The following is a 24,165-nucleotide window of genomic DNA, read 5'->3' as shown; positions in this document are numbered from 1 at the left end:
ATACCGCTATGACACAATTCAACAGAAATAGATTCCTGAGACTCCTCAAAAATGATTTCTTACTCAATAAAAAGAAAATCCTAATCATCCTCGGAGTCATCACAGGTCTTGTCTTTGCTATTTATACGCTTGTTGGTTTTGGATTTGTCGGTGCCGATAGTATAGCAGGCTTAAACACGGATATTACGAAAGCTCCGGAGAGTCTCAAGAAGTTCTTGGCCTTCTTTACTCATGAAAACGTGATGGCCGTATTGACAGCAGCATCGTATGCTTCGTATGTCTGGGGAATAGCCTCTTTCGTTATCATGACCCGTGTGTTTGCAAATCTCCAAGACAGAAAACAGGAGATCGACTTCCTTACCCTTCCTGCTACTAATCTGGAGAAGTGGAGTAGTCGTGTCGCCTATGTCTCACTGATAAGTTTAGCAGGCCTGGTAGCCCATAGTCTAGGCTATGCCATCAGTTTACTCGTCATCTATCCTTTTAATAGTGGTTTTGTAAACGAAAGTCTCGCCTTGTATGGTTCTTCCGGTGTGTTGGAAGAATTGGGAGTCACAGGATTTTGCAAAAATATGTACCTACCGATGGTTTATATCAGTTATGTTGGTTTAGGTATGATATTGATTTGGGCCGGAACCCGTTTCCGTCGCAATGCATGGTTGTATACAGCATTATGGGGCTTAGGCATATATTGTGCCTTATTCGTGTTTGGAGCCTTGGGTATGGGAATTTACATAGCAACTTCAGGTGTATTCGATCATGTCAGCGATTCCGGAATCATATTTACTGAGATTGTGAATAGCGTCATGAGAATAAGTGTTGTGCTTATGGGATTGTCTTTCGTCGTCGGATTGGTACTTCTTCCACGTTCGTATAAGAGGTTCTGTCGTCGTCAACTGGAAATGAACAAATAATCCTAAAAGCAAAGAATCAGGAAACGTCTCTTAAAAATAGTATATAGTATATGAATTTTAGTAGTGACAAAGCAATATATATTCAGATGGCCGAGCGCCTTTGCGATGACATCATCGCGGGCACGTATAAAGCCGATGATCGTATCCCCAGTGTGAGGGAATATGCGGTGACACTAGAGGTTAATACCAACACCGCCGTGAAGGCATACGATTTACTGGCTCGGAATGAAATTATCTATAACAAGCGAGGACTGGGATACTTCGTGAGTCCGGGTGCCCATGACCAGATACTCGTGTCACGTAAGAAAGATTTCATCAACAACACGTTGCCGGAGCTCTTTCGCCAGATGAAGTTGCTTCATGTAGATATCAAGGATATCGAAGAAGCATGGAATAAACAAAAGTAAAAAACTTACATTCGTAAAAAAATATGATAGAGATTAATCACGTAGCTTTTAATTATCCTGGTAGCAGTCATCACGTATATGATGACCTGACATTGAACTTACAGGAAAATTGTATTTATGGCTTACTGGGTAAGAACGGTATGGGTAAAAGTACATTACTTTATCTTATTGCCGGTTTGTTGAGAACGAAAGGTGGAAATATCATAGTAGATGGTAAGGATATGAAGAACCGTGATCCGGAGGCTCTTCGCGATATCTTTATCGTACCGGAGGAATATGAGATGCCTAACGTGTCGATGAAGCAACTCGTATCTATGCATAAGATGTTTTATCCGAATTTCAGCGAAGATGTACTCTATAAGTGTCTGATGGATTTTGAGATAAGTCGCAACGTCAACCTCAAGGAGTTGTCTATGGGACAGAAGAAGAAGGTATATATGAGTGTTGCCCTGGCCTCTGGAACCCGTTATCTTTTGATGGATGAGCCTACCAACGGACTCGATATTCCTTCAAAGAGTTTGTTCCGTAAGGTTATCGCACAGAATATGCGCGAAGATCAAACCATTATCATCTCTACTCATCAGGTGCATGATGTAGAATCCATGCTCGACCATATCATCGTCTTGGACAATGGACAGATCCTTCTCGATACATCAACGGTGAATATCACAGACCATTACTGTTTCTCATATCGCCAGCCAGGTGAACTGGATGGAGTTGTCTATAAGGAATCGTCCTTGCAAGGTTATATAACGATGAGTGAGCGCAAGAGTGGTGATGAGGAAACCCAACTCAACTTAGAGTTGCTCTTCAATGCATTGACACGTGAAAGAATTACATTAAAATTATAAGAACGTCATGATAGATTTCAATATACATAGATTCAGAAATGTGGCCGAATGGTCGTTGATAAATAGTAAAGGTACATTGATAAAGAAGTTCTTCGGTATCTATTTTACCCTCTTCTTTTTTATGATGTTCTTTAGCAGAGTAGGTGGAGATGGGGATGTCGTACCAGTGCTTACTACTGTTATGGGATCGGTATTTTTGGTCATCAGCGGTGGCGCTATTGTAGGAAATATGAAGACCAAGCAACAGCGTATCAGTTATATGATGCTTCCAGGTAGTACCTTGGAGAAGTTTGCCGCCAACTATCTGATGGTGACGGTAGGAAGTATACTTCTTCTTGCAGTTGGAATCGTGGCAGCCGATGTTAGTCAATGGCTATTGAACTCTGCTATCGACAGAACCGTTTCCAACAGTTATATCATAGACGCTTTGTGGCATTCAAATAGTAATCTGGTCATTAAAGGCGATAGAATGACATTAGGGGAAGCTATCCTAATCCTCTACTTCTGGGGTCATTCTCTGTATATGGTAGGAGGTGCCTTGATACGTAAGCATGCTTGTCTTGTTACCACGGCGATTATCTTTGCTGTAACAACATGTTTAAGTATTGTTGCCGTATGGATAGGAGGAAAACTCTGTGATTATGGGTATGCAGTATACTTCTATGATAGTGCATTGACCAATATACTTACCGACCTCGGTTTCTTTGTGGTAATACTTTTCAATTATTATCTGTCTTACCGCATCATGGGTCGTATACAAGTAATCAATAATAAATGGATTAACCTTTAAATAAATAGAGAGATGAAGAAATTTTATTTTATAGCCATGATAGGAATGGTTTTGGCTTTGACATCATGTCGTATAGAATGTAGTGCAGATACGGATAAGAGTCCTAAGGTTACGAAGGTAATTGATGTCGCTGATTTCAATGCTCTAAGAACTTATGGTGCCTTTGATGTAGAGTATGCATATGGTGAGAAACCACAGGTGAAGATCGTTGCTAGTCAGAAATCAATTGAACAAGTTGAAGTAGAAAACGAGAACGGAACAATTGTCGTCAAAAGAAAAGAGCGTTCTTCGAAGTTTGATAGAAAAGGTAGCTGGGTGAAGATCATTGGCAACGAATACTGTAGTGGTACAATCTATATAATAGGTCCACATCTATCTAGTGTAAGTTTGTCAGGAAGTGGTAACTTTGTATCCAAATCCCAGATGAAAGGTGATAAAGCTTACTTCTCAATAGAAGGTTCCGGAGACATCACCGTCCCATCAGTTGTTTGTAAGAATCTAGAAAACTCTATAGCCGGCAGTGGCAGTATAACCATGAAACGTATCAAAGCAGAGAATGTGGAGAACTCCATAGCAGGAAGTGGAGACCTCGATTTGTTTATGGATCATGTAGGTTATGTACAAAACTCCGTTGCAGGCTCTGGCGATATCACCCTCAAAGGAACCTGTAAGAGTGTTAATAATAGTGTTGCCGGTTCCGGTGACATCGAAGATAAAACCACGAAGTGGTAACAATAAAAGGATAAACCATCCGTTTTTTGATTATGTAAGTTTTCAGGGTTGATGCTATATAGCATAGCCCTGATTTCTGTGTGAGTAATGAGAGAAAAAAATAAGAATACCTAATTTTAATTATTATTTATGAGATTAAAACGTTTATTTGTTGCCGCCGTAGTATTGCTCGGCGCAGGCAATCTGATGGCACAGCAGATGCCATTGATTCCTGTTGACAAGAATGTGAAGATCGGTCGATTGGATAATGGACTTACCTATTACATTCGTCACAATGCTTATCCTGAACATGTCGCTAGTTTCTACATCGCTCAGAAAGTAGGCTCTATCAATGAGAATGATGACCAGCGTGGTCTTGCCCATCTTTTGGAGCATCTTGCCTTTAATGGTACCGACCATTTCAAGGATAATGATCTGCAGGAGTATCTGCAGAGTATCGGTGTAGAGTATGGTCGTAATCTGAATGCTTATACCAGCATCGACCAGACCGTCTATTACTTTACCGATGTACCTACCGTTCGTCCTACAGCAGTAGACTCATGTATGTTGATTCTGAAAGACTGGTCTAATGGAATCTCCCTCACCAAGAAGGCTATTGATGATGAGCGTGATGTGGTACATAACGAGTATCGTATGCGCATGGTAGGACAGCAGCGCATGCTTGAGCGCTCACTCCCAGCACTCTATGCCGGTAACAAATACGGCTATCGTATGCCAATCGGACTGATGAGTATCATTGACGGATGCAATCCGGAAACCCTTCGTGCTTATTATCGTAAATGGTATCGTCCGGACAACCAAGCTATCATTGTCGTAGGTGATGTCGATGTGAATAAGATAGAAGCCAAGATCAAGGAACTCTTTGGTGGTATCAAGGTGCCAGCCAATGCAGCTAAGGTAATCCCTGTGATGGTACCGGACAATGACAAACCTATCTATGTAGTAGATAAGGATAAGGAGATGCAGTTTGATGTTATCCTTACCATGATGAAGAACGAAGTTCGTCCAGACTCATTGAAGGGTACTGTCGACTATCTCATAGAGAACTATATCAAGGATGTTCTTAGCAGTATGATCAATGCCCGCTTTGCAGAAAAGGCAAACGAGCCAAATTGTCCATTCCTTCAGGCAAGTGCCGGTGAGGGTGATTTCCTGATATCTCGTACCAAAGGCGCTTTCCAGTTGCAGACAGTTGCTAAGTCGGGTCTTACCAAGGAAGCCCTTGAGGCAGCATTGCTCGAACTGAAACGTCTGCACGACTATGGCTTCACAGCTACAGAATATGCCCGTGCCAAGGCCGACTATCTAAGTTCTTTGGAGAAGGCTTATACCAATCGTGACAAGATGAAGAACGAACAGTTCACCAGTCAGTATGTTGCCAACTTCATCGCCAACGAACCAATCCCTTCTGTAGAGGATGAGTATAAGTTGATGAACATGATAGTGCCAAACATTCCTGTTGAGGCTGTCAACGAATATGCTAAGAATTATATCTCAGAGAGCGACACCAATCTCGTAACCTTTGCTATGCTTCAGGAGAAAGATGGTAATACCTATCCTACAGAGAAGGAACTTGCCGATGTTGTCGCTAAGGTTCGCAATGCCAAGGTAGAAGCTTATGTGGACAACGTAAAGCAAGAACCACTGGTGGCACAGATGCCAAAGGCCGGCAAAATCGTCAAGACCTCAGAGAATCAGAAGTTGGGTTATAAGCAATACGTTCTTTCTAATGGTGCAAAAGTAATTCTGAAGAAGACCGACTTCAAGGATGACGAAGTTCGCTTCATGGCAGTCGATAAGGGTGGTGCTGTAAATTATCCGGAGAAAGATGCTGCCAACTTAACCTTTGCTTCGATGGCCTTAAGAGCCAGTGGACTTGGTAATTTCTCTAATACCGAACTCGACAAGGCTCTTGCCGGTAAGCAGGCTTCTGCTAATATCTTCATGAATAACTATAACCACGGCCTTTCTGGTGCTTCTACTCCAAAGGATCTGGAGACCCTCTTCCAACTCATCTATCAGAAGTTTAATGCTGTCAGCAAGGACGAGAAGAGTTTCGAGAATCTGAAGAATACCTATGTAACTTATCTGGCCAATCAGAGCGAGAACCCAGATATGGTATATCAGGATTCTGTCAACAGTACAATCTATAAGGGCAATAAGTTCTTCCGTACTCCAAAGAGCGAGGATGTGAAGAAACTCGACTACGATTTTATCATGAAGGCTTACAAGGCATTCTTCAATAATGCCAAGGACTTCACCTTCTATTTCGTCGGAAACTTTGATGAGGCTGTTATCAAACCATTCATCGAGCAATATATCGCATCGCTGCCTACTTCTAAGAGTAAGTTTGCTGTGAAAGAGTTCCAGACCTATAAGGGTGAGCTGAAGAATAATTTCACCAAGGAGATGGCTAATCCACAGAGCCAGGCTACCGAAGAGTGGCGTTCTAACAAGGTAGATTATACCCTGCAGAACAATGTAGTCGTAGATATTGCAGGTCGTCTGCTCGAGATGAAATACAATCGTAGCATCCGTGAGAACCTGAGTGCAGCTTATCATGCAGGTGCTTCTAGTGATTATGATGTAGATCCTAATGCCAACAAGGCCGTATATACTATTACCGGTAGTGCTCAACTCAATCCGGATAAGCAGAAAGAGGCCGTACCATGCTTCTTCACAGGTATGGACGAGACTATCGCTAATCCTGATGCTGCCGACTTGGTTAAGGCTCAGCAGATTCTCCTGAAGCAAGCTGATGTAGATGCCAAGACTAATGGCTATTGGTTAGGTGTCCTCCGCACTTTCGTGGAGCGTGGCATCGACATGCATACCGATTACAAGAAGACCGTAAGTGCTACAGATGCTAAGGCAATATCAGCATTCCTCAAGAATGTGATCCTCGCCGGTGGCAATCATGCAGAGATCATTATGACCGCAACTCAGAAGAAATAAGTCGTTGTCATATATTTTAATACAAAAATCGAGTTGAGGCCGTAAGGATTCAACTCGATTCTTTTATGTGCCGGTATCTTCTGTTGCCGGCACTTCTTATATTTCAGAAAAATTACTTCAAGAGTTGATTCTTCTCTATCGTCCATTTCTCTCGCTTCAATATCTCAGGTTTATCACCGGTGAACATCTTGGCAGCCTGCTTATCACCTTTCAGTTGCCAGTTAAGCCAAGCGATGGCAGGGAAACGGAACTCTCCACCATGAGCCTCACGGTAAGTACCACCATGTCCCACAGGATAGTTTACGGCTACGGCAGGTTGATGCAAGATGCGATGGAAGTCATCCATACCATTTTTGTATGCGATATCAGTTTCGCCACCCAAGATATAGATGATAGGTCCGTGTACCTTCTTCAGTTGTTCCTTGCCCGGCATGGGCATGTTAGGCATGGCAATGGAAGGATCGATGAACAGACCACTGTTGCAGATCATATAGCATGAGATGCGAGGATCACCGCAGTTGAACAGAGTCTGTAGGCCACCGCATGACATCCCCGACGCACAGATAGCCTTTGTGTTGATCTTATGATATAAAGGACTCTTCTTATCATTGTTCTGGCTGATAGCCCAGTCGATAGACTGCATCTGCTGGTCAGGTGTCGACATCTCACCCTCGTAAGGTGTATCGTCTTTAGGAATAAAACCAGTAGCAATGACGAGATAGCCCTGTGAAGCAATATCATTGAGGAAACGGTAATGCTCCCAAGGAGAGTTCGTACAAGCACCATTTCCCCAGACAAGGACAGGCAGAGGATTCTTGGCATTAAACTTAGAGAGGTCTTGTGGTACGAAGACGGTGTGGGCATCAAAGCCTTTCACTTCTTCCATGATAGCCTTGTAGTTACCCGTTCCGCCATCTTCTACGATACGTGAATAATTGATTTCGCATTGGGCCTGCATAGATAGGGCAGAGGCCACTCCCATGATCGTTGATAAAATGAGTTTTTTCATGTTTTGTTAGATTATAATAAATTCGTAGCAAAAATACAAATTTATTCTGCTATCCCCAAATCATGAATGTAAAATTATTGCAAAATCGACATGAGATCTCTTTCCAGTTGTTGAGCATCCTTGAAGACGATACCTTTCATACCAATATTTTTGGCTCCCTCGATATTCTTCGGTTTGTCATCAATGAAGACACATTCATCGGCTTTGATACCAAACTTTTGGATAAACGACTGATAGATTTCCGGTGCGGGTTTCAGTTGATGTACCATATAAGATACGAGATATCCATCGAGCAATCGGAAACAATCAGGAAACTTCTTCATCACATCATTCACCTTCGACGACCAGTTGGAGAGGCCCAGCAGTTGATATCCCTGTGCTTTCAGTTTCTCCATCAACACCTTCATGCCCACGACTTCACCTGTGAAAATATCCGTATAATGTAAGTTGAAAAAATCCAGTTCGTGGGCATATTCAGGCCATCTTGCCTTCCACTCCTCGATATATTCACCGAACGGTTTCAACTGCATATCCAGTTTATTGTTCATCTCCTCAGTGAACACATTATCGAGGAACCACGTAGCCCTCTCCTCACTACCCAGAAGATGAGCGAAGAAATTCTTGAAATTATAATCTACGAGGACACCCCCGAAATCTAAAACAACATATTTAATCATACATATTCGTCTTTGCTGCAAAGGTACGAATAATCTTTGAGAAACAAGAAGTCCATTAACAACTATCCTATTCATGATATTTTTGTATCTTTGTCAGCAAAACAAACCATCATGAGTAGGATCAACTTAGAAGAGTTTCGTCAGTCCGTTTACGACATTGTGGCAGTGATACCCTCAGGTCGCGTGATGACATACGGTCAGATAGCCCTGTTGGCAGGTTATCCCGACTACGCCCGACAGGTAGGGCACGTACTTCATGGCTCCGGTCATCTCAACTTGCCATGTCATCGTGTCGTGAACGTCCAAGGACGTCCAGCTCCTGGATGGCTCGAACAGCGCAAGTTTCTCGAAGCCGAAGGCGTCCAGTTTAAGAGTAATGGATGTGTGGATATGAAGAAATACCAATGGAAATTTGAGGAAGAAATTAAGATGGATATATGATAAATTGTAAATGATACGGTAAAAGAGAAAGAGTTGGTGAAGAAGTACCCCAAAAATGCAGAAAAAGCATTTTTTATAGGTACAAATAAATTATTGAGCCAACTCTTGTTACAGCAAAGTAATGCAAAAAAACTCATAATTGTATAACTCAACATCGCACGAAATGCGACTAACTCCACATTCGAGATTCCTTTAGGATGCCTTTAGGATTCGTTTAGGATGAATTACCTTTTTACTCTTTTACCCTTTTTACCCCTTTACCCTTTTACTTTTTTTATTATCTTTGCAGATATGAATATAAGCAGCATTTTCAGCAAGTATCATTTGGTTCGGCATTGTTCCTTGGCATAATAGCCACCTTTGGCGCCTGTGGTTCATCGGGTGTTGCAGGAGGTTCGTTGCTGCTCATACCAATGGCTTGTGCATTTTTCAACATTGGCAACGATATTGCTATGCAGGCTGTTGCTGTGGGATTCATTATCGGTGTGATACAAGACAGCGTGGAGACAGCTCTCAACTCAAGCAGCGATGTGTTCTTCACGGCTACGGCAGAGTATCATGAAGCCTCACATAAGAAAACAGCAGCACGTGACAAAAGAAAAAAAAATGTTTTCATCAACACCCTAAAAAACAGTAAACAGAAGTAATGGAAACATAAATAAAAAATGGGTTCAAAATACTACTATTTCGAACCCATTTAATTTATCTCCTAACAGAGATGCTTTACTCATTTACCGAGCTACTTATCTCTCTAACTTTTTAAAACTTGAATCTCTCTGGTATTTCTGGCATAGCACCATTCTGAGTACATACATAGGCACTCACATTAACCGCTAACTTATGAGCCTCTTCAACCGATTTTCCATTAAGAATAGCAGCACAGAATGTTCCTGTAAAAGAATCTCCTGCACCAACAGTATCAGCAACCTCAACCTTTGGAGTAGGCTGATAATACACCTTACCAGGGGTGAACACATAACTACCATTGACACCACATGTGAGCACAAGCATATCAAGATTATACTTACCCAAAATCAAGAAACACTTGTTTTCAATATCCAAACCAGGATAGCCAAACATTCTGCCTATAAGGATAAGTTCCTCATCATTAATCTTTAGGATATTGCAACGCTTCAACGATTCCTGGATAACTTCCTTGGTATAGAACTGCTGACGCAAGTTGATATCGAAAATCTTAATACAATCAGATGGAGTGTGATCGAGGAACTTCGATATTGTTTCTCTGCTTACCACATTGCGCTGAGCAAGCGAACCAAAGCATACTGCACGACTATTACGAGCAATACCCTCAATAGACTTAGAGAAAGGAATATTGTCCCATGCTACATTCTCTTTAATATCATAGGTAGGAACACCCTCGGTGTCAAGCTCAACCTGCACAGTTCCTGTTGGATAAGGAACGTGAGGCATCTCATATCTCAGCTTTTTCTCTTCTAACTGCTGGATTGTTTCCTCAGCCAAAGCATCGTCTCCAAGAGCACTAACAGCAATGGTATTCAAACCATACTGTCCTGCATGATATGCAAAATTAGCTGGGGCACCACCCAATTTCTTTCCTTCAGGAAGCACATCCCAAAGTGCTTCACCTAAACCGACTACATAACGATTATCTTTTTCCATAATCTCGTATTTTTTTTCTCAACTGTGAGAATTTATTTTTTTCACTTGTGGAATATAGCAGAAAAGATAAGCCACACCAACTGCCATAACTATTACCGCACCAACCTGTCCGATAGCATCACTTGCAAGTCCCATCAGGAGTGGGAAAATTGTACCGCCAAAGAGACCGATAATCATCAAACCACTCACCTCATTCTTCTTCTCGGGTACACTCAGAATTGCCTGAGAGAATATTATTGAGAATACATTTGAATTGCCATATCCAACAAGGGCGATAGCAATATAAAGAACAACCTTGTTGTCGCCAATAAAAAGTCCCACCATTGACAATGCCATCATTATGACAGAGATAATGAGGAAACTCTTTGAACTGAGCACACGCAAAAAGAAACTACCTGTGAGGCAACCTATTGTACGGAAAATAAAATAAAGAGATGTTGCAAAAGCTGCATCATTAAGAGTCATGCCCAAACGCTCCATCAAAATCTTAGGAGCTGTGGTGTTGGTACCAACATCGATACCCACATGACACATTATACCGAGGAAGCTAAGCAACACGATTGGTTTAGCAAGAAGCTTGAAACAGTCGGCAAACTCCTTGAGAACACCACCATTGCTCTCTGCTTTTTCAGCTATTTCTTCATTAATAGTTGATGCACCAAGCAACAATGTTGCCAACACACCAATTACCATATAAATTGGGAACAACACACGCCATCCAAGACCAAAGGTAGGAATTGAAGCCATTGCACCCCACATTGCTATATAAGGAGCCATAAATGAAGCTATGGCCTTAACAAACTGACCAAATGTTAATGTTGACGCCAAATTAGCATCGCCACTAACCTGAGAAACCAATGGATTAAGCGATGTCTGCATCAAAGCATTACCAATACCCAACAATGAGAACGAGATAAGCATTAATGTGAAGTTCTCACCCAAAATAGGAAGAAGTAATGAAACAACAGTAACAATAAGTGACAGCATAACCGTCTTCTTACGCCCAATCTTATTCATCAACACACCAGTAGGCACGCTGAAAATAAGGAACCAGAAGAATACCAAAGAAGGAAAAATATTGGCAACAGTATCTGTTAAATTTAAATCCTCCTTTACATAATTAGAGGCTATTCCAACCAAATCAACGAATCCCATCGCAAAGAAACATAACATCACAGGGATTATCGTCAGTTTTAGATTTTTACTCATAGGTATTTTAAAATTTTTAGTTATCGTTGACAAAGATAGTTAATACTATTAAAACTATAGCCCTAATTTTGTTACAAAGAAAGCAACTTTTCGTTCATGTAACAAAATTAGAGCTATACTTTACAATTATTTAGCCAAATTGAACACTTTGGCCTTTCCGCCCTTAACCTTAACTATATTGTAAGGCTCTGTTGGGAACACTATATTAGTCATTGCAACCTTACCTGCTGCATCGAAAATCTCAATACTTGAGCTATCGATGAAGATTTGCAAAGTCTTTATCTTACCATAAGTTGGTGATGTAGTAACCACTGGGAATTCAGCGCTAAAACCAACTTCACCACTCTTGGTGCGATCCATTGATATCTTTTCGTTCTTAGCATTATAGCTGATAACAACCTGCTCGCCTTTACTATTTGAAAGAGTTATTGTGGCATTACCCTTTAACTGCACATCAACTCGACAAGCATTTGAAAGGTGTCCTGTTGCCTTCTTTGAAAAAGCTGCATATACCTCCTTACTTGGTTTTACTGACAAATAGGTTTCACCCTTATAATCGAATGAACTAAGGTCACGAGGAATACCGTTAGCCGAGCGATACTGCTTTGTTGGAACCTGAGCAGCATACTGCCAGTTGCTCATCCAAGGAATAACAACAATTCTGCCATCAGGCGCATTGTTGAACGAAACTGTAGCATAGTGATCCCTACCATAGTCGAGCCACTTTGTTTCGGTTGGTTCATCTTCGCAAGTGAACTTATGTCCATCGAAATCACCAACAAAATATTGAGTTGCAGAACCACCGAAAGGACCTCCGGGGTTAATATTCAGCAATATAAACCACTTACCATTGATTTCAAAAATATCTGGACACTCCCAAACACCATCATGATTACCATATTCTTCACCAAAATTGCTCTCAAATGTCCAATTCTTCAAATCGGTAGAAGAATAGAACTTAACATGAGTTTTCTCAGCAAGGATAAGAATCCAGCGCTTTGTTGCTTCATGCCAGATAATTTTTGGGTCACGGAAATCAGGAATCTCTGAGGTGAGCACAGGATTAGCAGCATACTTTGTGAATGTTTTACCATTATCAGTAGAATAAGCCATGCTCTGTGTCTGCGACTGACCAGCTGATGTATAATAAGAAATTATAGCACCCTTACCAAAGCCAGCAGTGTTGCTTGTGTCAACAACAGAAGAACCAGAGAAGATTGTACCAAAAGCATCACGCTCTATTGCTTCACCCTCGTAGTTCCAATGAATAAGATCCTTTGAGGTTGAATGTCCCCATGTCATATTCTCCCACTGTGAGCCATAAGGATTAAACTGGAAGAAAAGATGCCAAATGCCATCTTTGTAGAACATTCCGTTAGGATCATTCATCCAACCATAATTAGGTGTGTGATGATAAACAGGACGCCATTTCTCACGATTGGTAATATCAAATGTGTTTGAAACCTTTGTTCCTTTCCAACATGCAAAGTTTCTTATTGGCATCCTACCACCAGGATTACCTGTGCTACGATTGAAAGTGATGTCAATAACTATTTCGCCCTTTGCATCCTCACTACCCTTTTCTTCTTTAATAACGCGAGCAAGATTCAAAGGAACAGTATAGTCAATCTTGTTGACTGCAAGTTTACAGTTAAGTTCTTTAACCAACTTGTTATCAACCGAAACACGGATATAATCATACTCCTGACTTTCCTCAACAGGCATCAATAGGTATTTATGTCCTGCAGGAATACGCAGCATAGCATGGTTTTCGCTTAGAACTAATAGTTCTTGAGCATTGGCTGCAGAGAATACAGCCAATGCACAGATTGTAAAGAATAGTTTTAGATATTTCATTTTAATACTGACTTACAGTAAGATCGGTTACATCAATATTTCCACCATAATTATTGATGCTCCAGCAGTTCTTTGCCATACCATAGATGCGCTGGGTGTAAGCACAAACATCATTAATATACATGGTGAGCACAGAGTTATCTGTATAGATTGTCACATTGTAAACATTGTTGGCAGGACGCGCAAACCAATAACCATCAATACCCTCGATAAAGCCCTTGCCTTCGGCACCTTCTTCCTCGAAATTAATTTTACGGTTATTTTCATCCTCTGGATTTACTACGATGGTATAATACTTCTTAGAATCACCACCACGAACAAAAGAGATACCAAACTTATCCCAGTTATTATCTGTCTTAACAGTGAAAGAAATCTTGTTGTGATTACCAAGACGTGCAAACTGTGCAAAAGCATTGTCGCCAGAAAGTTTGAAACTTGTTGCTGAACCTGTGTAACCATTGTTAGCTACAACTTTCACATCCTGTGCATTAGTATATTTTGCATCAATAGCATCTACCTTACCTAAGGTAAGAGTACCATCAGCATGCTGAATAATCTTATGGCAAACCAAAGCACCACTCCAGTTTGGTTCTTTCTCACCTACATTAATATTCTTTTCCCATACATTAGCACCTGAACGGAAAGGACACCAGCCCCAGATGAGACGCTCGCTACCATTAGAAGCTGTTTTACCAGCATAGAAAGCACGGCTGTCAAGAACACCTTCATGACCATCTTTTGGCCAGTTAGCACCTGGGTCGCCAAAGCAAGCCTTCAAGCCTTCAAAGCTCTTTGCCATCATATATTTCACCTTACGGCTCCATGTCGTCTGATAACCCTCGCTATAGATGAAGTACCACCAATCGCCCATCTTGAAAATATCAGGGCACTCACACATACGATCCCATACTGCATTGAAAGAACCAGCAAACTCCCAATTCTTCATATCTGTAGAGGTGAAATCAGCAAACTTAGGGTCGCCCTGACGGGTTGCTATTACCATGTGATAAACACCATTATCCTCAAAAATCTGTGGATCGCGGAAATCATTCTTTGAAAGGTTGTAATCAGCACCCTTCAACGACCATGAGTTGTCGCGAGTCCAAGTTTTATAATCGGGTGATGTAGCACGAAGCACTACTTCAGTATTCTCACAATTTGGATTATGACCTGTATAATAGATATAATACAAACCATCCTGCTTGTTGTAATAGCAGCAACCTGTACCAAGAGCAGCATCCTGCTGGAAATCACTTGAACCAACACCAAGTGTTTCACCAAGCGAATGATAGTTAGCACCATCTTTTGTTGCTACTGTCCAAATTGGATGGTAGCGGAAAGGAGCATTGTTGTTAAACTCCTGAAGATAAAGCACTTTATACTCTCCAGCCTTCTCGTCATAAAAAGGCATTGGATCACCAACACGACCTATAGCTGGTGTGTAATATGTAGAATAACCATTTTCCTCTGTAGAGTTAAAAAACTCTGTTGTTGCTGCCCAATCTTTTGCAACGTCACCTTCAAATTTATCGTCGCTGCAACCTGTCAGCGTTACAGCTGACAGTGCAATTGCGATTGAATATATCATCTTTTTCATAAGCATTTACAATTTATAATTGAAGTTGTCTCTATGCAAGCATAAGCCTTACTTGGTAAGGTAATCGAATGCATTACCTGTCATAATACCTACATTATCATGATAATAAGAGGTATATGAAGTTGGTGACCACCAGTCGTAACATCCTGAACCAAAGCAGATGATACCACCCTTACCAAAAGTGCCATTATAAGCAGGAGCCTCCCATACAGAGATTGCACCATCGCCACCATGACCAAGGATACGACCACCAGTGAGGTTAATCCACTTCTCGTGACCTACGGTATAAGGCTGATCAAACTTATCATAGTCGCCCCACATACCCCACTGTGAAGTACAGTTAGAAATGGTGTAACCTGCATCAACAGTCTTAATTTCACCATCCTTGAGTTTCATATTCTTCCATACTGGGTGGTTGGCGTCTTTCATCATGAAGCCCCATTCTCCACCAGCACTGATAACATCACCACCATCATCGCTGGCGCCCCAACAGTTGTTTGCGCAACGATTATCTTTGATAGCACCAAGCTTAGCAGCGAAATTAACAGCAGCACGACTAAGAATGAATGCACCACCATTCCTATAGAAATCGGTAAGAGTATTTAGTGCACCCATAGCTGTTGAAGTTGCAGCGCTCTCGAAGTCACCAATGGTTTCAGATGGCTGATTCTGCCAATGCCACCAGATTATCTTACACTTAGAAAGATCTACATTGCCAGCTTTCAGCTCATCCCAGCTCACGAACATTGAGTTTTCAATGTTAGCAAGCATCCACTTACAAGCCTCTTTCTCCTCAGGAACAAGTTCGTCCATGGTTGTTGCTTTAGCACCACCAAGGAAGATAGCAGAAGGAGCAGATACTGTTTTGATAGTAGCAACATAGGTTGCTGTAGCAGTATTGTCGGTAACAGTATATGTTACAGGCTCAGAGAAATCTGTCTGCACACCACTCAATGGAGAGATTGTTGCATCCTCACTATAGGTGATAGTAGGAATAGCTTTCTTTATATCAACAGTAGCTGGAAGGAACGCAGTTATAGTGTGCTCTTCCTCATTGATACTTGCTTTGTATGTATCGTTGATGATGAACGACTTTATTTTTGCCTCATCATTCTTAACGTTGATAGTCCAGTCGAGATAAAGATCACCACGAGTAATATGCATGACCTTGGCTGCACTGAAATCAACTACATCACCAACAGAAATATTTGCCTTAGCACCTTCTGAAATATTCAGTGCGGTAACTTTCATGGCACTCTTATTCAAGAAACTTACGGGCACCTTTATTTTTACGGTACGTGAAACAGGATCAACTACACCTGTATATTTTCCATCAAGTTCAATAGACTCAACAGCACAATTACCTGCAAGTTGAAGGTCGCTCAAATTGTCGTTGCTACAAGCTGCCAGCAACAGCAAAAGGCATAAGGTAAAAGGTATAAGCGCAAATACCTTAGCTGCCTTGTTATATAATTTGTTTGATTTCATAATTTGATGATTCTAAATTCATTAGCGAAATATTTTCCCTAACACTAAACTGCAGATTACCAATTACCTACATTCTGCTTGTAGTGACCATTAGAAGAAGAAATCTGTGTATGTGGAATAGGCAGATATTCATTCTTGTTAGCTGTAAACTGTGCATCACTCAAGAATGTAACACGTTCTTTCTCTTTCGCAAAATAATTGGTTAGAACGCTCTGTGCATCACCCCAACGAACAAGGTCGAAGAAGCGCTCGCCTTCCATTGCCAACTCCAAACGACGCTCCATCTTAACAATCTTGATGGCTTCATCCTTTGAGTAAGAACCTGTGTAGTTCTTGCAATAGAAATGAACGCCATACTTGTTAGGATAATCAGCTATCATCTGAGTAGAACCAGCAGCACGACTACGAATCTGGTTAACAAGATCAATAGCCTCTTGAACATGGCCTAACTGTGCCTCTGCCTCTGCACGTTCAAGAACAACATCAGCATAACGGAACACAATACGATTCATTGAACTTGCCCAATAAGAGCCCTGGATGAGATATGTGCCAATGAGTGCAGGATCAACATTCTGCTTCAATGTTACATTATATCCATAAAGACCACCAGAACGACTCCATGCAGAACTTCTGTCCATAATGAAATCTTTATTGAACTCATAAGGCAAACCAGTGATACCTACAGTAAGGAAAAGGCGTGGATCGGCATTATCAACAGCCTTATCATAATTTTTATTGTTATAGGTGTCTATCATTGGTAAGCCATCAGCATTTGTCTTGAAAGCATTAACAAGATTCTGTGAAGGCTTATAGAAATCGCATCCACCATTTGTTACATCTGGAATATTTGGAACAATAAGACCATAGCTCCAGTTCAGATTACCATAAGTAGAACCATCGTTGCGAGAATACTGCATAGCCCAGATTGACTCACAACCATTCTCGTATTGGTCTTCAGGACGGAAGTTGTTATGAATATCGGTTTCCAATCCATAACCAGCCGATGTGTAGATAGATGGATTAGAATACTCTAACACTTTCTCCAAATCGTCTTGATTGATAGAGGTTATCTGATTTGAGTTAGCATCGTCCTGGCGATATGCCTTATAAAGATAAACCTTTGTAAGGAATGCTGCTGCAGCAGCCTTTGTAGGACGGCCCTTATCAGCCTGCTTTACAGGAAGCACCTTATAAGCCTCTTCCAATTCCTGTGCTATAATTGCCCAACCTGCGTCATTACTATACTCGGTGTTTGACAGATTATTATAATCTTCACGAGTAAGACTGGTTGACATTACAAAAGGAATATTCTTGTAAAGACGCTTTGCAAGGAAATGACCATAAGCACGCAAGAATTTCATCTCTGCCAAGCGCTCTGCCTTGAGGGCATAAGAATCATCTGTTGTTTCAATAGCCTTAATAGCTGCATTTACACGTGAGATAGCATTATAAAGGCGCACCCACATATCATTGATGTTCCAGTTGGTGGTAAGAATACCCTGCCCTACTTCAAGCTGATGAAACACATCACCATCATTAGTTGTTGAACCACCTTTATATGCATCGTCAGATCGAACATCATAGTTCCACATTGAGAACGATGAGTTGATATCTTCTGCAGTTGTAAAGATTGCATAAGCAGATGTCACCATATTGTCAACGTATGCAGGCTTAGAAACTTCCTCGTCAGACAATGTAGCCTGAGGCTCCTGGTCGTCGAGGAAAGATTCACAGCTTGACAACAATGAAACGGCAAGAAGACATGATGGTATCAATGCTGCCTTCATAACCTTTGTATATAATGTATTTGATTTCATAATTGTAATCTTTAATTCTTTGTTTTCTAAACTATACCATTTATTAGAAAGAAACATTAACACCAAATGTAAGGTTCAGAGGAATTGGATAACCAAAGAGTGCATTCTCAGGATCAACACCTGTGAAGTTCTTACTCTTGATTGTGAGCAAGTTCTGTGCTGAGAAGTACATACGAACCTTTGTCAAACACAACTTCTTTGCAAATGCATCTGAGAAATTATAACCTAACTGAATGGTGCGCAACTTCAAGAAACTGCCATCTTCAACATAGTAAGAAGAGAAACGCTTTTCATTGTTGTTGTCGTAAGTAGAGAGAGCAGGAATATTAGAACCCATATTATTAGGAGTCCAAGCATCAAGAACACGATCACCCTTATTAAGGAATGGTACGTTTACACCTGCCCAAAGATCGGTCTGCACTTTGTAACCACCATTAGTGTCATCACCAGGACGCACTGTAGTTAGTACATCTACTCCCTGCACACCCTGCCAGAACATTGTGAGGTCGAAATTCTTATACTGCAGATAAATGTTCAATCCATAAGTGAAAGATGGGTTTGGATTATAGATCCAATCTTGGTCGGCTGTGTTGATAACACCATCTTTGTTAAGATCCTTAAAACGCATACGACCTACGCCTGCTCCTTCCTGAACAGCATGATTGTCAACTTCTTCCTGACTCTTGAAAATGCCATCATAAACATAGCCTACATAAGAGTTCATTGGATGACCAACAACGCTGAACACGCCGCTACCACCAAAGGTACCTGCAGCTGCTATTGTCTCTGGAAGTTTGGTTACCTCATTATGGTTTGTACCAATATTACCTGTAATGTCATAACTAAAATCGCCAATGTGGTTACGGTAGCCTGCATTAAACTCAAAACCACGGTTGAGCATTTCACCTGCATTAATCCACATGCTGCTACCTTCGCCCATTACACCAATACCTGGCATGTTTACAAGAATGTCGGTAGTTTTCTTGTGATACCACTCGATACTACCATAGAGAGCTTGATTGAAGAAACCAAAATCAAGACCTATATTAGTCTGGGTTGTTGTTTCCCATTTAATATCATCGTTACCCAACTGGTTACGCTTAAAGCCTGAAGCAAGAGCCTGTCCGCCGTTTGTACCAGCAATGTCATAAGATGTACCGTAGCTCTGTCCACCAAAGTTAGCTTCGCCATAGTTAGAAACATAAAGAGTGTAGCGAGCTGTGTTGCTGATTTCCTGATTACCAGTCTGTCCCCAAGAAGCACGGAGCTTCAAATCAGAAAGCCATGATGATGCTTTGTGCATGAACTTTTCCTGACTAATGCGCCATCCAAGAGACACTGATGGGAATGTACCATAACGGTTGTTCTTACCGAAACGGCTTGAACCATCACGACGTACAGTAACACTTGCCATATAACGATCAGCATAGTTATAGTTCAGCTTACCGAAGAAAGAAACAAGTGAGAAACCGTCACCAGCACCAAATGCGCGCTGCTCTCCAACACCAGCATCAGGCCACATATAGTCTGGAGTGTTTATGGCAAAACCATAACGCTTACCGCTGAACCATGTATTGTCTTGACGGTTTAACTCCATACCAAGAAGAGCATCAGCACGATGCTGTCCTATTTCAAGATTATAAGTAGCAACAGCATTCCACATCCACTTTGTCCAATGTTCCTGTTTTGCTTCAACGGCATTCTCGTCGTTGGCTACATTACCATTAGCAATAGGATAAGTGAAGAAGCGCTGTTCTTTCTGTGCATAGTCAATACCTGCTGTGGTGCGAATAACAAAATTCTTGGTAATGTTGAAATTCAAATGAACATCGCCAAACAAACGCCAATATGTGTAGCGGTTGTCTTTGTTACGCTGCAGAACCTCTACTGGGTTTTCACGATCTGAGAAACTACCAGTAAGGTTTGCATATTCACCCTTTGTATTATATACAGGGAATGCAGGATGATACTGAAGCACATTACCCAGGAATCCACCAGGAGCACCTACTTCAGATGTGCGATTAATTGTGAGATTTTCACCTATTGTAAGGAAATTGCCCAAGAGTTTGTAATCTGTATTTACACGGGCTGAGATTCTATTGAAATCGGTGGTTTTAATAACACCTATATTCTTATAGTAACCTAAAGAAAGATAGCTTGAACCTTTCTCGTTACCATTGCTTACACTTACATTATAGTTTTGAATGAAACCCGTACGAGTGGTTTCGTCCATCCAGTCAGTATCAGAAGCTGGGATTGTACTACCCGCATCAAGATATTTCTGCATAGAGATGCCATTAAGCTGTGGAACACCATTCTGATCATAAGCCCAATCAAAATGATAACCCAAAGAATTGTTGTTAGGATCGAGGCCATCGTTTACATTTGCCTGCCAGAAAGCCTGTCCCCACTGCTTGGCATTAAGCACTTTCATCTTGTGGGCATACATTGATGCTGAGATACTTGCATCGAGGTTTACACGTACAACACCCTCTTTACCTTTCTTTGTGGTGATAATGATTACACCATTGGCAGCACGTGAACCATAGATTGATGCCGAAGCGGCATCCTTCAAAACCTGGATGCTCTCGATATCATTACCATTCAACTCGTGCATACCCGACTTTGTTGGCACACCATCAATAATGTAAAGTGGATCATTGTCGTTCAATGTACCATTACCACGAATACGAACAGTTGCTGCACCTGATGGTGATCCATCGGCAGAAATGTTCATTCCTGGTACACGACCTTGCATTGCTTTAATAGGGTTGTTCTCATTTTGCTTTGCAATGTCTTTCATGTTAACGACCGAGATTGCACCTGTGAGATCAGCCTTGCGCTGAGTGGTGTAACCTGTTACAACAACTTCGTTAAGGTTGTTTGCCTCTTCCTGTAATGTGATACGAAGATTTGGAGCAGCAGCTACTTCTTGAGTAGCAAACCCAATATAAGAAACTACAATTACCGAACCTTGAGGAGCTTTAAAACTAAATTTACCATCAATATCGGTCACAGCACCATTATTTGTGCCCTTTTGCATGACAGTGGCTCCAATTACCGGCTCACCTGTTGGTTCCAGAACTGTTCCGCTGACATCAATGCTCTGTGCGCTTGCAGCAACACATACCATCATGAGTGCAATACTCATTAGGATTCTCGTTAGATTCTTCATTCGAAACGTTTTTAGTTATTAATGTAATTAGCTTTTTTTGGCAAATTTACATCAGTTATATTACATTAACTCTCTAAAATCGTTCGAAAGAAGCAACAAATGTTACATGCAACAATTGTTGTTAATAAAGTAAAATGTGTTACTTTCTTACATCGGTAGGATATTTATCGTATTGTTTCTTGAAACATGATGAGAAATAGCTTGGCGTTCCAAAGCCCACCTCATAAGCTATCTCTGATATTGTCATATCGCTGTTAAGCAGCAAGGAATAGGCTTTCTGCAATCTTATCTTACGCAACAATTCCACTGGCGACAAGCCTGTAAGTGCCTTTACTTTTCTATAAAGCTGCACTCTGCTCATACCAAGTTCTTCGCCCAAATCGTCCATTTTCAAATGGGTGTCTGAAATGTGCTTATCTACAACTTCTTTAAGCGAATCAAGGAAACGACTTGCAGGAGTGCTCAACTGTTCGGCTGGAGTATCTGTTAAGAGTGGGGCTTTTTCTGCTTTTTCGCTGAATGCTTTACGAAGTTTTTCGCGTCCCTGCAACAAATTCACAATGCGAACAAGTAAATATTGCGCATTGAATGGTTTGATGAGATAAGCATCGGCACCATGTTCAAATCCTTCTATCTGTTGTTGCTCGTCACTTCGGGCTGTTAGAAGTATCACAGGAATATGACTTGTTATGCTATCTTCTTTTATGCGCTTGCAGAATTGCAATCCGTCCATAACAGGCATCATCACATCGCTGATGATCAAATCGGGCACGCTCTCACGTGCAAGACGCAATCCGCTTTCACCATCTGAAGCTTCAATGATATAGTAGTTATTAGAAAGCAATGCCTTGAGGTATTTGCGCATATCGGCATTGTCGTCAACAACCAATAACGTTGCCAGTTCTTCGCTATCAGCACGCAGCAACAATCCGGTGTGGCCTTCTTTAACATCATCGTGTAATACCTCTGGTTGTTCAATGGCTGAACTAACTGTGTCATCGGCAATGGCATCGTCAACCTGCTTGCGGAAATTGATAACATCAGACACCAAAGCATCGAGATTTTCTACATTTCGGGTTAGTATATCAAAGAGTTCATGCTCATCGCCTGTCATTGATTTTTTTTCAGCCAACACCTTCAGTGGGCCAGTGATAAGGGTCAAAGGTGTTTTCAACTGATGACTTGCGTTAGTATAAAACTTTGTCTGTTCATCATTGAGCTGTTTCATCTTTTCGCTCATCTCACGATATTTCCTGTTTGATCGCTTAATGGCTTTCACAGCTTTCCATATGATAATTAATGCTATCAACAGCAAAAAGATAGCTACTACAGCTATATATAATATGTTGCGCTGAAGGTGATAAAGTCCAAGATAATTATCAAGTTTCTTTTGAATGGTGACAAGATAGTCGTTCTGCTTTAAAAGCTGGTCGCTACTCATTATTATATCATCAACATTCTGTGGAGTTACCACAAAACTTTTGATGAAGCTGTTTTTCTTAAAAGGTTTCTTGTCAAGAATATCAAGAGCCAACTGAATAATTTCCTCACCATGAGTTGGATAGATATATGTGCCGGCGAGTATTCCGTCTTTAACCTGCTGCAAACCTCCATCGTGGCCTGGAATGCCATCCACTCCCAGGAATTTTATGTTTTTCTCTTGTCCCAGTTCCTTTGCTGCATTGTATGCAGCAACGGCACAGATGTCGCTATGGCAGAACACTATGTCAACTTGCTTTCCTTCTTGCAGATATTTTTTCATCTGTCGATAGCAATCTTCAGGTGTCCAGTTGGTTTCGGTATAAAAATAATCTATATCATGCTGCTTAATGACCTTGCTAAAGCCTTTATGGCGATCCTGAGCAGGCGACATCGACAGTTGCCCTGTCATTTCCCACGCGATAGGTTTTCTGCCAACAGGGTTCACAATATTATTCTCTATCATGTGCACAGCATAACTTGCAAGTTTGTTTCCTGCATCTTCGTTGTCACCACCGATAAAGGCTGTATAGTTGTCAGACTGTGTTTTTCTATCAAACAACACCACTGGAATGCCTTTCTTCTGCGCTTTTTCAAGAGAAGAAGCAAGCTGGGTGTATTCATAAGGTGCCACGATAAGCAAATCAACATTGGCATCAATCAAACTGTCGATCTGCTTAACCTGCAAAGAAGGGTCTTCGTGACAGTTGGCTATAGATATGTCGGCCTCGCTATCATACAAACGGTGAGCAGCCAACAGTTCCATGTTCATTTTATCGCGCCATGCACCACTTGAACATTGAGAAACTCCAATATTGTAGGTTTTATGCTTATTGCATGCGAATAATAATGCGACTAAAAATAACCAAACATATTTCTTGATAAGGCTCATAATCACTTATTGTTTAAGAAAGATTCACTATGGGTTTTAAATGTCTGTCCCATCATGTGTTATCTTTAAAATAATGAATAACAACGATTAAAACATGACAAAAATACAAATTAAATCGAAAATATTCGTGCATCTTGCAGTTTTTTTATCTTTTTGATTACTAAGGGGGAGGAAAAAGACTACCCAAAGGCGTCCGACTGCTCGGACGATGAAAAAGCGAGTCTTTTGAGTGGA

Annotated in this window: 18 protein-coding genes; 8 read left to right on the top strand and 10 right to left on the bottom strand. The window is 41.1% G+C overall.

The window, feature by feature from the left end; translation table 11 throughout:
* The first annotated feature begins 8 nt into the window (after nucleotides 1-8).
* The 6 genes from K333_RS0107205 (at nucleotide 9) to K333_RS0107180 (ending at nucleotide 6,649) form a co-directional block, all read left to right on the top strand.
* A complete protein-coding gene (locus K333_RS0107205) occupies nucleotides 9-914 on the top strand; it encodes a hypothetical protein (protein ID WP_024988963.1) in 906 nt (301 codons plus the stop codon).
* Between the two features lie 50 nt (nucleotides 915-964).
* The gene (locus K333_RS0107200; protein ID WP_024988964.1) at nucleotides 965-1,321 is read left to right on the top strand and encodes a GntR family transcriptional regulator; all 357 of its coding nucleotides are present in this window, start codon (nucleotides 965-967) and stop codon (nucleotides 1,319-1,321) included.
* 23 nt (nucleotides 1,322-1,344) lie between these two features.
* Nucleotides 1,345-2,172: an ABC transporter ATP-binding protein gene (locus K333_RS0107195; RefSeq protein ID WP_024988965.1), complete on the top strand. Its 828-nt coding sequence runs from the start codon at nucleotides 1,345-1,347 to the stop codon at nucleotides 2,170-2,172.
* Nucleotides 2,173-2,179: 7 nt separating this feature from the next.
* On the top strand, nucleotides 2,180-2,962 hold the full coding sequence (locus K333_RS0107190) for a hypothetical protein (protein WP_024988966.1): 783 nt from the start codon (nucleotides 2,180-2,182) through the stop codon (nucleotides 2,960-2,962).
* Between the two features lie 12 nt (nucleotides 2,963-2,974).
* Nucleotides 2,975-3,694 (top strand): GIN domain-containing protein, encoded by a 720-nt coding sequence (locus K333_RS12675; RefSeq protein ID WP_024988967.1) that lies wholly within the window; start codon nucleotides 2,975-2,977, stop codon nucleotides 3,692-3,694.
* 129 nt (nucleotides 3,695-3,823) lie between these two features.
* Nucleotides 3,824-6,649 carry a M16 family metallopeptidase gene (locus K333_RS0107180; RefSeq protein ID WP_027452509.1) on the top strand — a complete coding sequence of 942 codons (2,826 nt, stop codon included), beginning with the start codon at nucleotides 3,824-3,826 and terminating at the stop codon, nucleotides 6,647-6,649.
* Between the two features lie 112 nt (nucleotides 6,650-6,761).
* On the opposite strand, the gene K333_RS0107175 is transcribed toward K333_RS0107180, so the two are convergent.
* Both K333_RS0107175 and K333_RS0107170 read right to left on the bottom strand, forming a co-directional pair.
* A complete protein-coding gene (locus tag K333_RS0107175; protein WP_024988968.1) occupies nucleotides 6,762-7,658 on the bottom strand; it encodes an alpha/beta hydrolase in 897 nt (298 codons plus the stop codon).
* A 74-nt stretch (nucleotides 7,659-7,732) separates the two neighbouring features.
* Nucleotides 7,733-8,335, bottom strand: coding sequence for an HAD family hydrolase (locus K333_RS0107170; protein ID WP_024988969.1), 603 nt, complete (start codon nucleotides 8,333-8,335; stop codon nucleotides 7,733-7,735).
* Between the two features lie 36 nt (nucleotides 8,336-8,371).
* Between K333_RS0107170 and K333_RS0107165 the strand changes: the two genes are divergently transcribed.
* Together K333_RS0107165 and K333_RS0107160 are read left to right on the top strand one after the other, a co-directional pair.
* Complete coding sequence (locus K333_RS0107165) at nucleotides 8,372-8,776, top strand: MGMT family protein (protein WP_373276986.1); 405 nt, start codon at nucleotides 8,372-8,374, stop codon at nucleotides 8,774-8,776.
* Between the two features lie 335 nt (nucleotides 8,777-9,111).
* Nucleotides 9,112-9,423: a hypothetical protein gene (locus K333_RS0107160; RefSeq protein ID WP_027452508.1), complete on the top strand. Its 312-nt coding sequence runs from the start codon at nucleotides 9,112-9,114 to the stop codon at nucleotides 9,421-9,423.
* 112 nt (nucleotides 9,424-9,535) lie between these two features.
* Here K333_RS0107160 and K333_RS0107155 read toward each other — a convergent pair whose 3' ends face one another.
* The 8 genes from K333_RS0107155 to K333_RS0107120 form a co-directional block, all read right to left on the bottom strand.
* Complete coding sequence (locus K333_RS0107155) at nucleotides 9,536-10,417, bottom strand: carbohydrate kinase family protein (RefSeq protein ID WP_024988972.1); 882 nt, start codon at nucleotides 10,415-10,417, stop codon at nucleotides 9,536-9,538.
* An 18-nt stretch (nucleotides 10,418-10,435) separates the two neighbouring features.
* Nucleotides 10,436-11,626, bottom strand: coding sequence for an MFS transporter (locus tag K333_RS0107150; RefSeq protein WP_024988973.1), 1,191 nt, complete (start codon nucleotides 11,624-11,626; stop codon nucleotides 10,436-10,438).
* A gap of 126 nt (nucleotides 11,627-11,752) precedes the next feature.
* On the bottom strand, nucleotides 11,753-13,483 hold the full coding sequence (locus tag K333_RS0107145; RefSeq protein ID WP_024988974.1) for a DUF4980 domain-containing protein: 1,731 nt from the start codon (nucleotides 13,481-13,483) through the stop codon (nucleotides 11,753-11,755).
* Between the two features lies 1 nt (nucleotide 13,484).
* Nucleotides 13,485-15,080 (bottom strand): glycoside hydrolase family 32 protein, encoded by a 1,596-nt coding sequence (locus K333_RS0107140; protein ID WP_027452506.1) that lies wholly within the window; start codon nucleotides 15,078-15,080, stop codon nucleotides 13,485-13,487.
* Between the two features lie 48 nt (nucleotides 15,081-15,128).
* Nucleotides 15,129-16,568, bottom strand: coding sequence for a DUF4960 domain-containing protein (locus K333_RS0107135; RefSeq protein WP_024988975.1), 1,440 nt, complete (start codon nucleotides 16,566-16,568; stop codon nucleotides 15,129-15,131).
* A gap of 56 nt (nucleotides 16,569-16,624) precedes the next feature.
* On the bottom strand, nucleotides 16,625-18,355 hold the full coding sequence (locus K333_RS0107130; RefSeq protein ID WP_024988976.1) for a RagB/SusD family nutrient uptake outer membrane protein: 1,731 nt from the start codon (nucleotides 18,353-18,355) through the stop codon (nucleotides 16,625-16,627).
* 73 nt (nucleotides 18,356-18,428) lie between these two features.
* Nucleotides 18,429-21,560, bottom strand: coding sequence for a SusC/RagA family TonB-linked outer membrane protein (locus tag K333_RS0107125; RefSeq protein ID WP_027452504.1), 3,132 nt, complete (start codon nucleotides 21,558-21,560; stop codon nucleotides 18,429-18,431).
* A gap of 139 nt (nucleotides 21,561-21,699) precedes the next feature.
* Nucleotides 21,700-23,931, bottom strand: a complete 2,232-nt coding sequence (locus K333_RS0107120) for a substrate-binding domain-containing protein (protein WP_036889108.1) — start codon at nucleotides 23,929-23,931, stop codon at nucleotides 21,700-21,702.
* Nucleotides 23,932-24,165: the final 234 nt, after the last annotated feature.

This window comes from Segatella albensis DSM 11370 = JCM 12258, assembly GCF_000426565.1.
GTDB lineage: Bacteria > Bacteroidota > Bacteroidia > Bacteroidales > Bacteroidaceae > Prevotella > Prevotella albensis.
The sequence above is the reverse complement of the archived record's forward strand: the minus strand, read 5'-3'. Positions and strand labels throughout refer to the sequence as shown.

Excerpts from the sequence above, each read along its gene's own strand:
- K333_RS0107170 (WP_024988969.1), bottom strand. The coding sequence starts at position 8,335 with ATGATTAAATATGTTGTTTTAGATTTCGGGGGTGTCCTCGTAGATTAT.
- K333_RS0107180 (WP_027452509.1), top strand. The coding sequence starts at position 3,824 with ATGAGATTAAAACGTTTATTTGTTGCCGCCGTAGTATTGCTCGGCGCA.
- K333_RS0107195 (WP_024988965.1), top strand. The coding sequence starts at position 1,345 with ATGATAGAGATTAATCACGTAGCTTTTAATTATCCTGGTAGCAGTCAT.
- K333_RS0107125 (WP_027452504.1), bottom strand. The coding sequence starts at position 21,560 with ATGAAGAATCTAACGAGAATCCTAATGAGTATTGCACTCATGATGGTA.
- K333_RS0107200 (WP_024988964.1), top strand. The coding sequence starts at position 965 with ATGAATTTTAGTAGTGACAAAGCAATATATATTCAGATGGCCGAGCGC.
- K333_RS0107175 (WP_024988968.1), bottom strand. The coding sequence starts at position 7,658 with ATGAAAAAACTCATTTTATCAACGATCATGGGAGTGGCCTCTGCCCTA.
- K333_RS0107140 (WP_027452506.1), bottom strand. The coding sequence starts at position 15,080 with ATGAAAAAGATGATATATTCAATCGCAATTGCACTGTCAGCTGTAACG.
- K333_RS0107205 (WP_024988963.1), top strand. The coding sequence starts at position 9 with ATGACACAATTCAACAGAAATAGATTCCTGAGACTCCTCAAAAATGAT.
- K333_RS0107155 (WP_024988972.1), bottom strand. The coding sequence starts at position 10,417 with ATGGAAAAAGATAATCGTTATGTAGTCGGTTTAGGTGAAGCACTTTGG.
- K333_RS0107120 (WP_036889108.1), bottom strand. The coding sequence starts at position 23,931 with ATGAGCCTTATCAAGAAATATGTTTGGTTATTTTTAGTCGCATTATTA.
- K333_RS0107135 (WP_024988975.1), bottom strand. The coding sequence starts at position 16,568 with ATGAAATCAAACAAATTATATAACAAGGCAGCTAAGGTATTTGCGCTT.
- K333_RS0107130 (WP_024988976.1), bottom strand. The coding sequence starts at position 18,355 with ATGAAGGCAGCATTGATACCATCATGTCTTCTTGCCGTTTCATTGTTG.
- K333_RS0107190 (WP_024988966.1), top strand. The coding sequence starts at position 2,180 with ATGATAGATTTCAATATACATAGATTCAGAAATGTGGCCGAATGGTCG.
- K333_RS12675 (WP_024988967.1), top strand. The coding sequence starts at position 2,975 with ATGAAGAAATTTTATTTTATAGCCATGATAGGAATGGTTTTGGCTTTG.
- K333_RS0107145 (WP_024988974.1), bottom strand. The coding sequence starts at position 13,483 with ATGAAATATCTAAAACTATTCTTTACAATCTGTGCATTGGCTGTATTC.
- K333_RS0107150 (WP_024988973.1), bottom strand. The coding sequence starts at position 11,626 with ATGAGTAAAAATCTAAAACTGACGATAATCCCTGTGATGTTATGTTTC.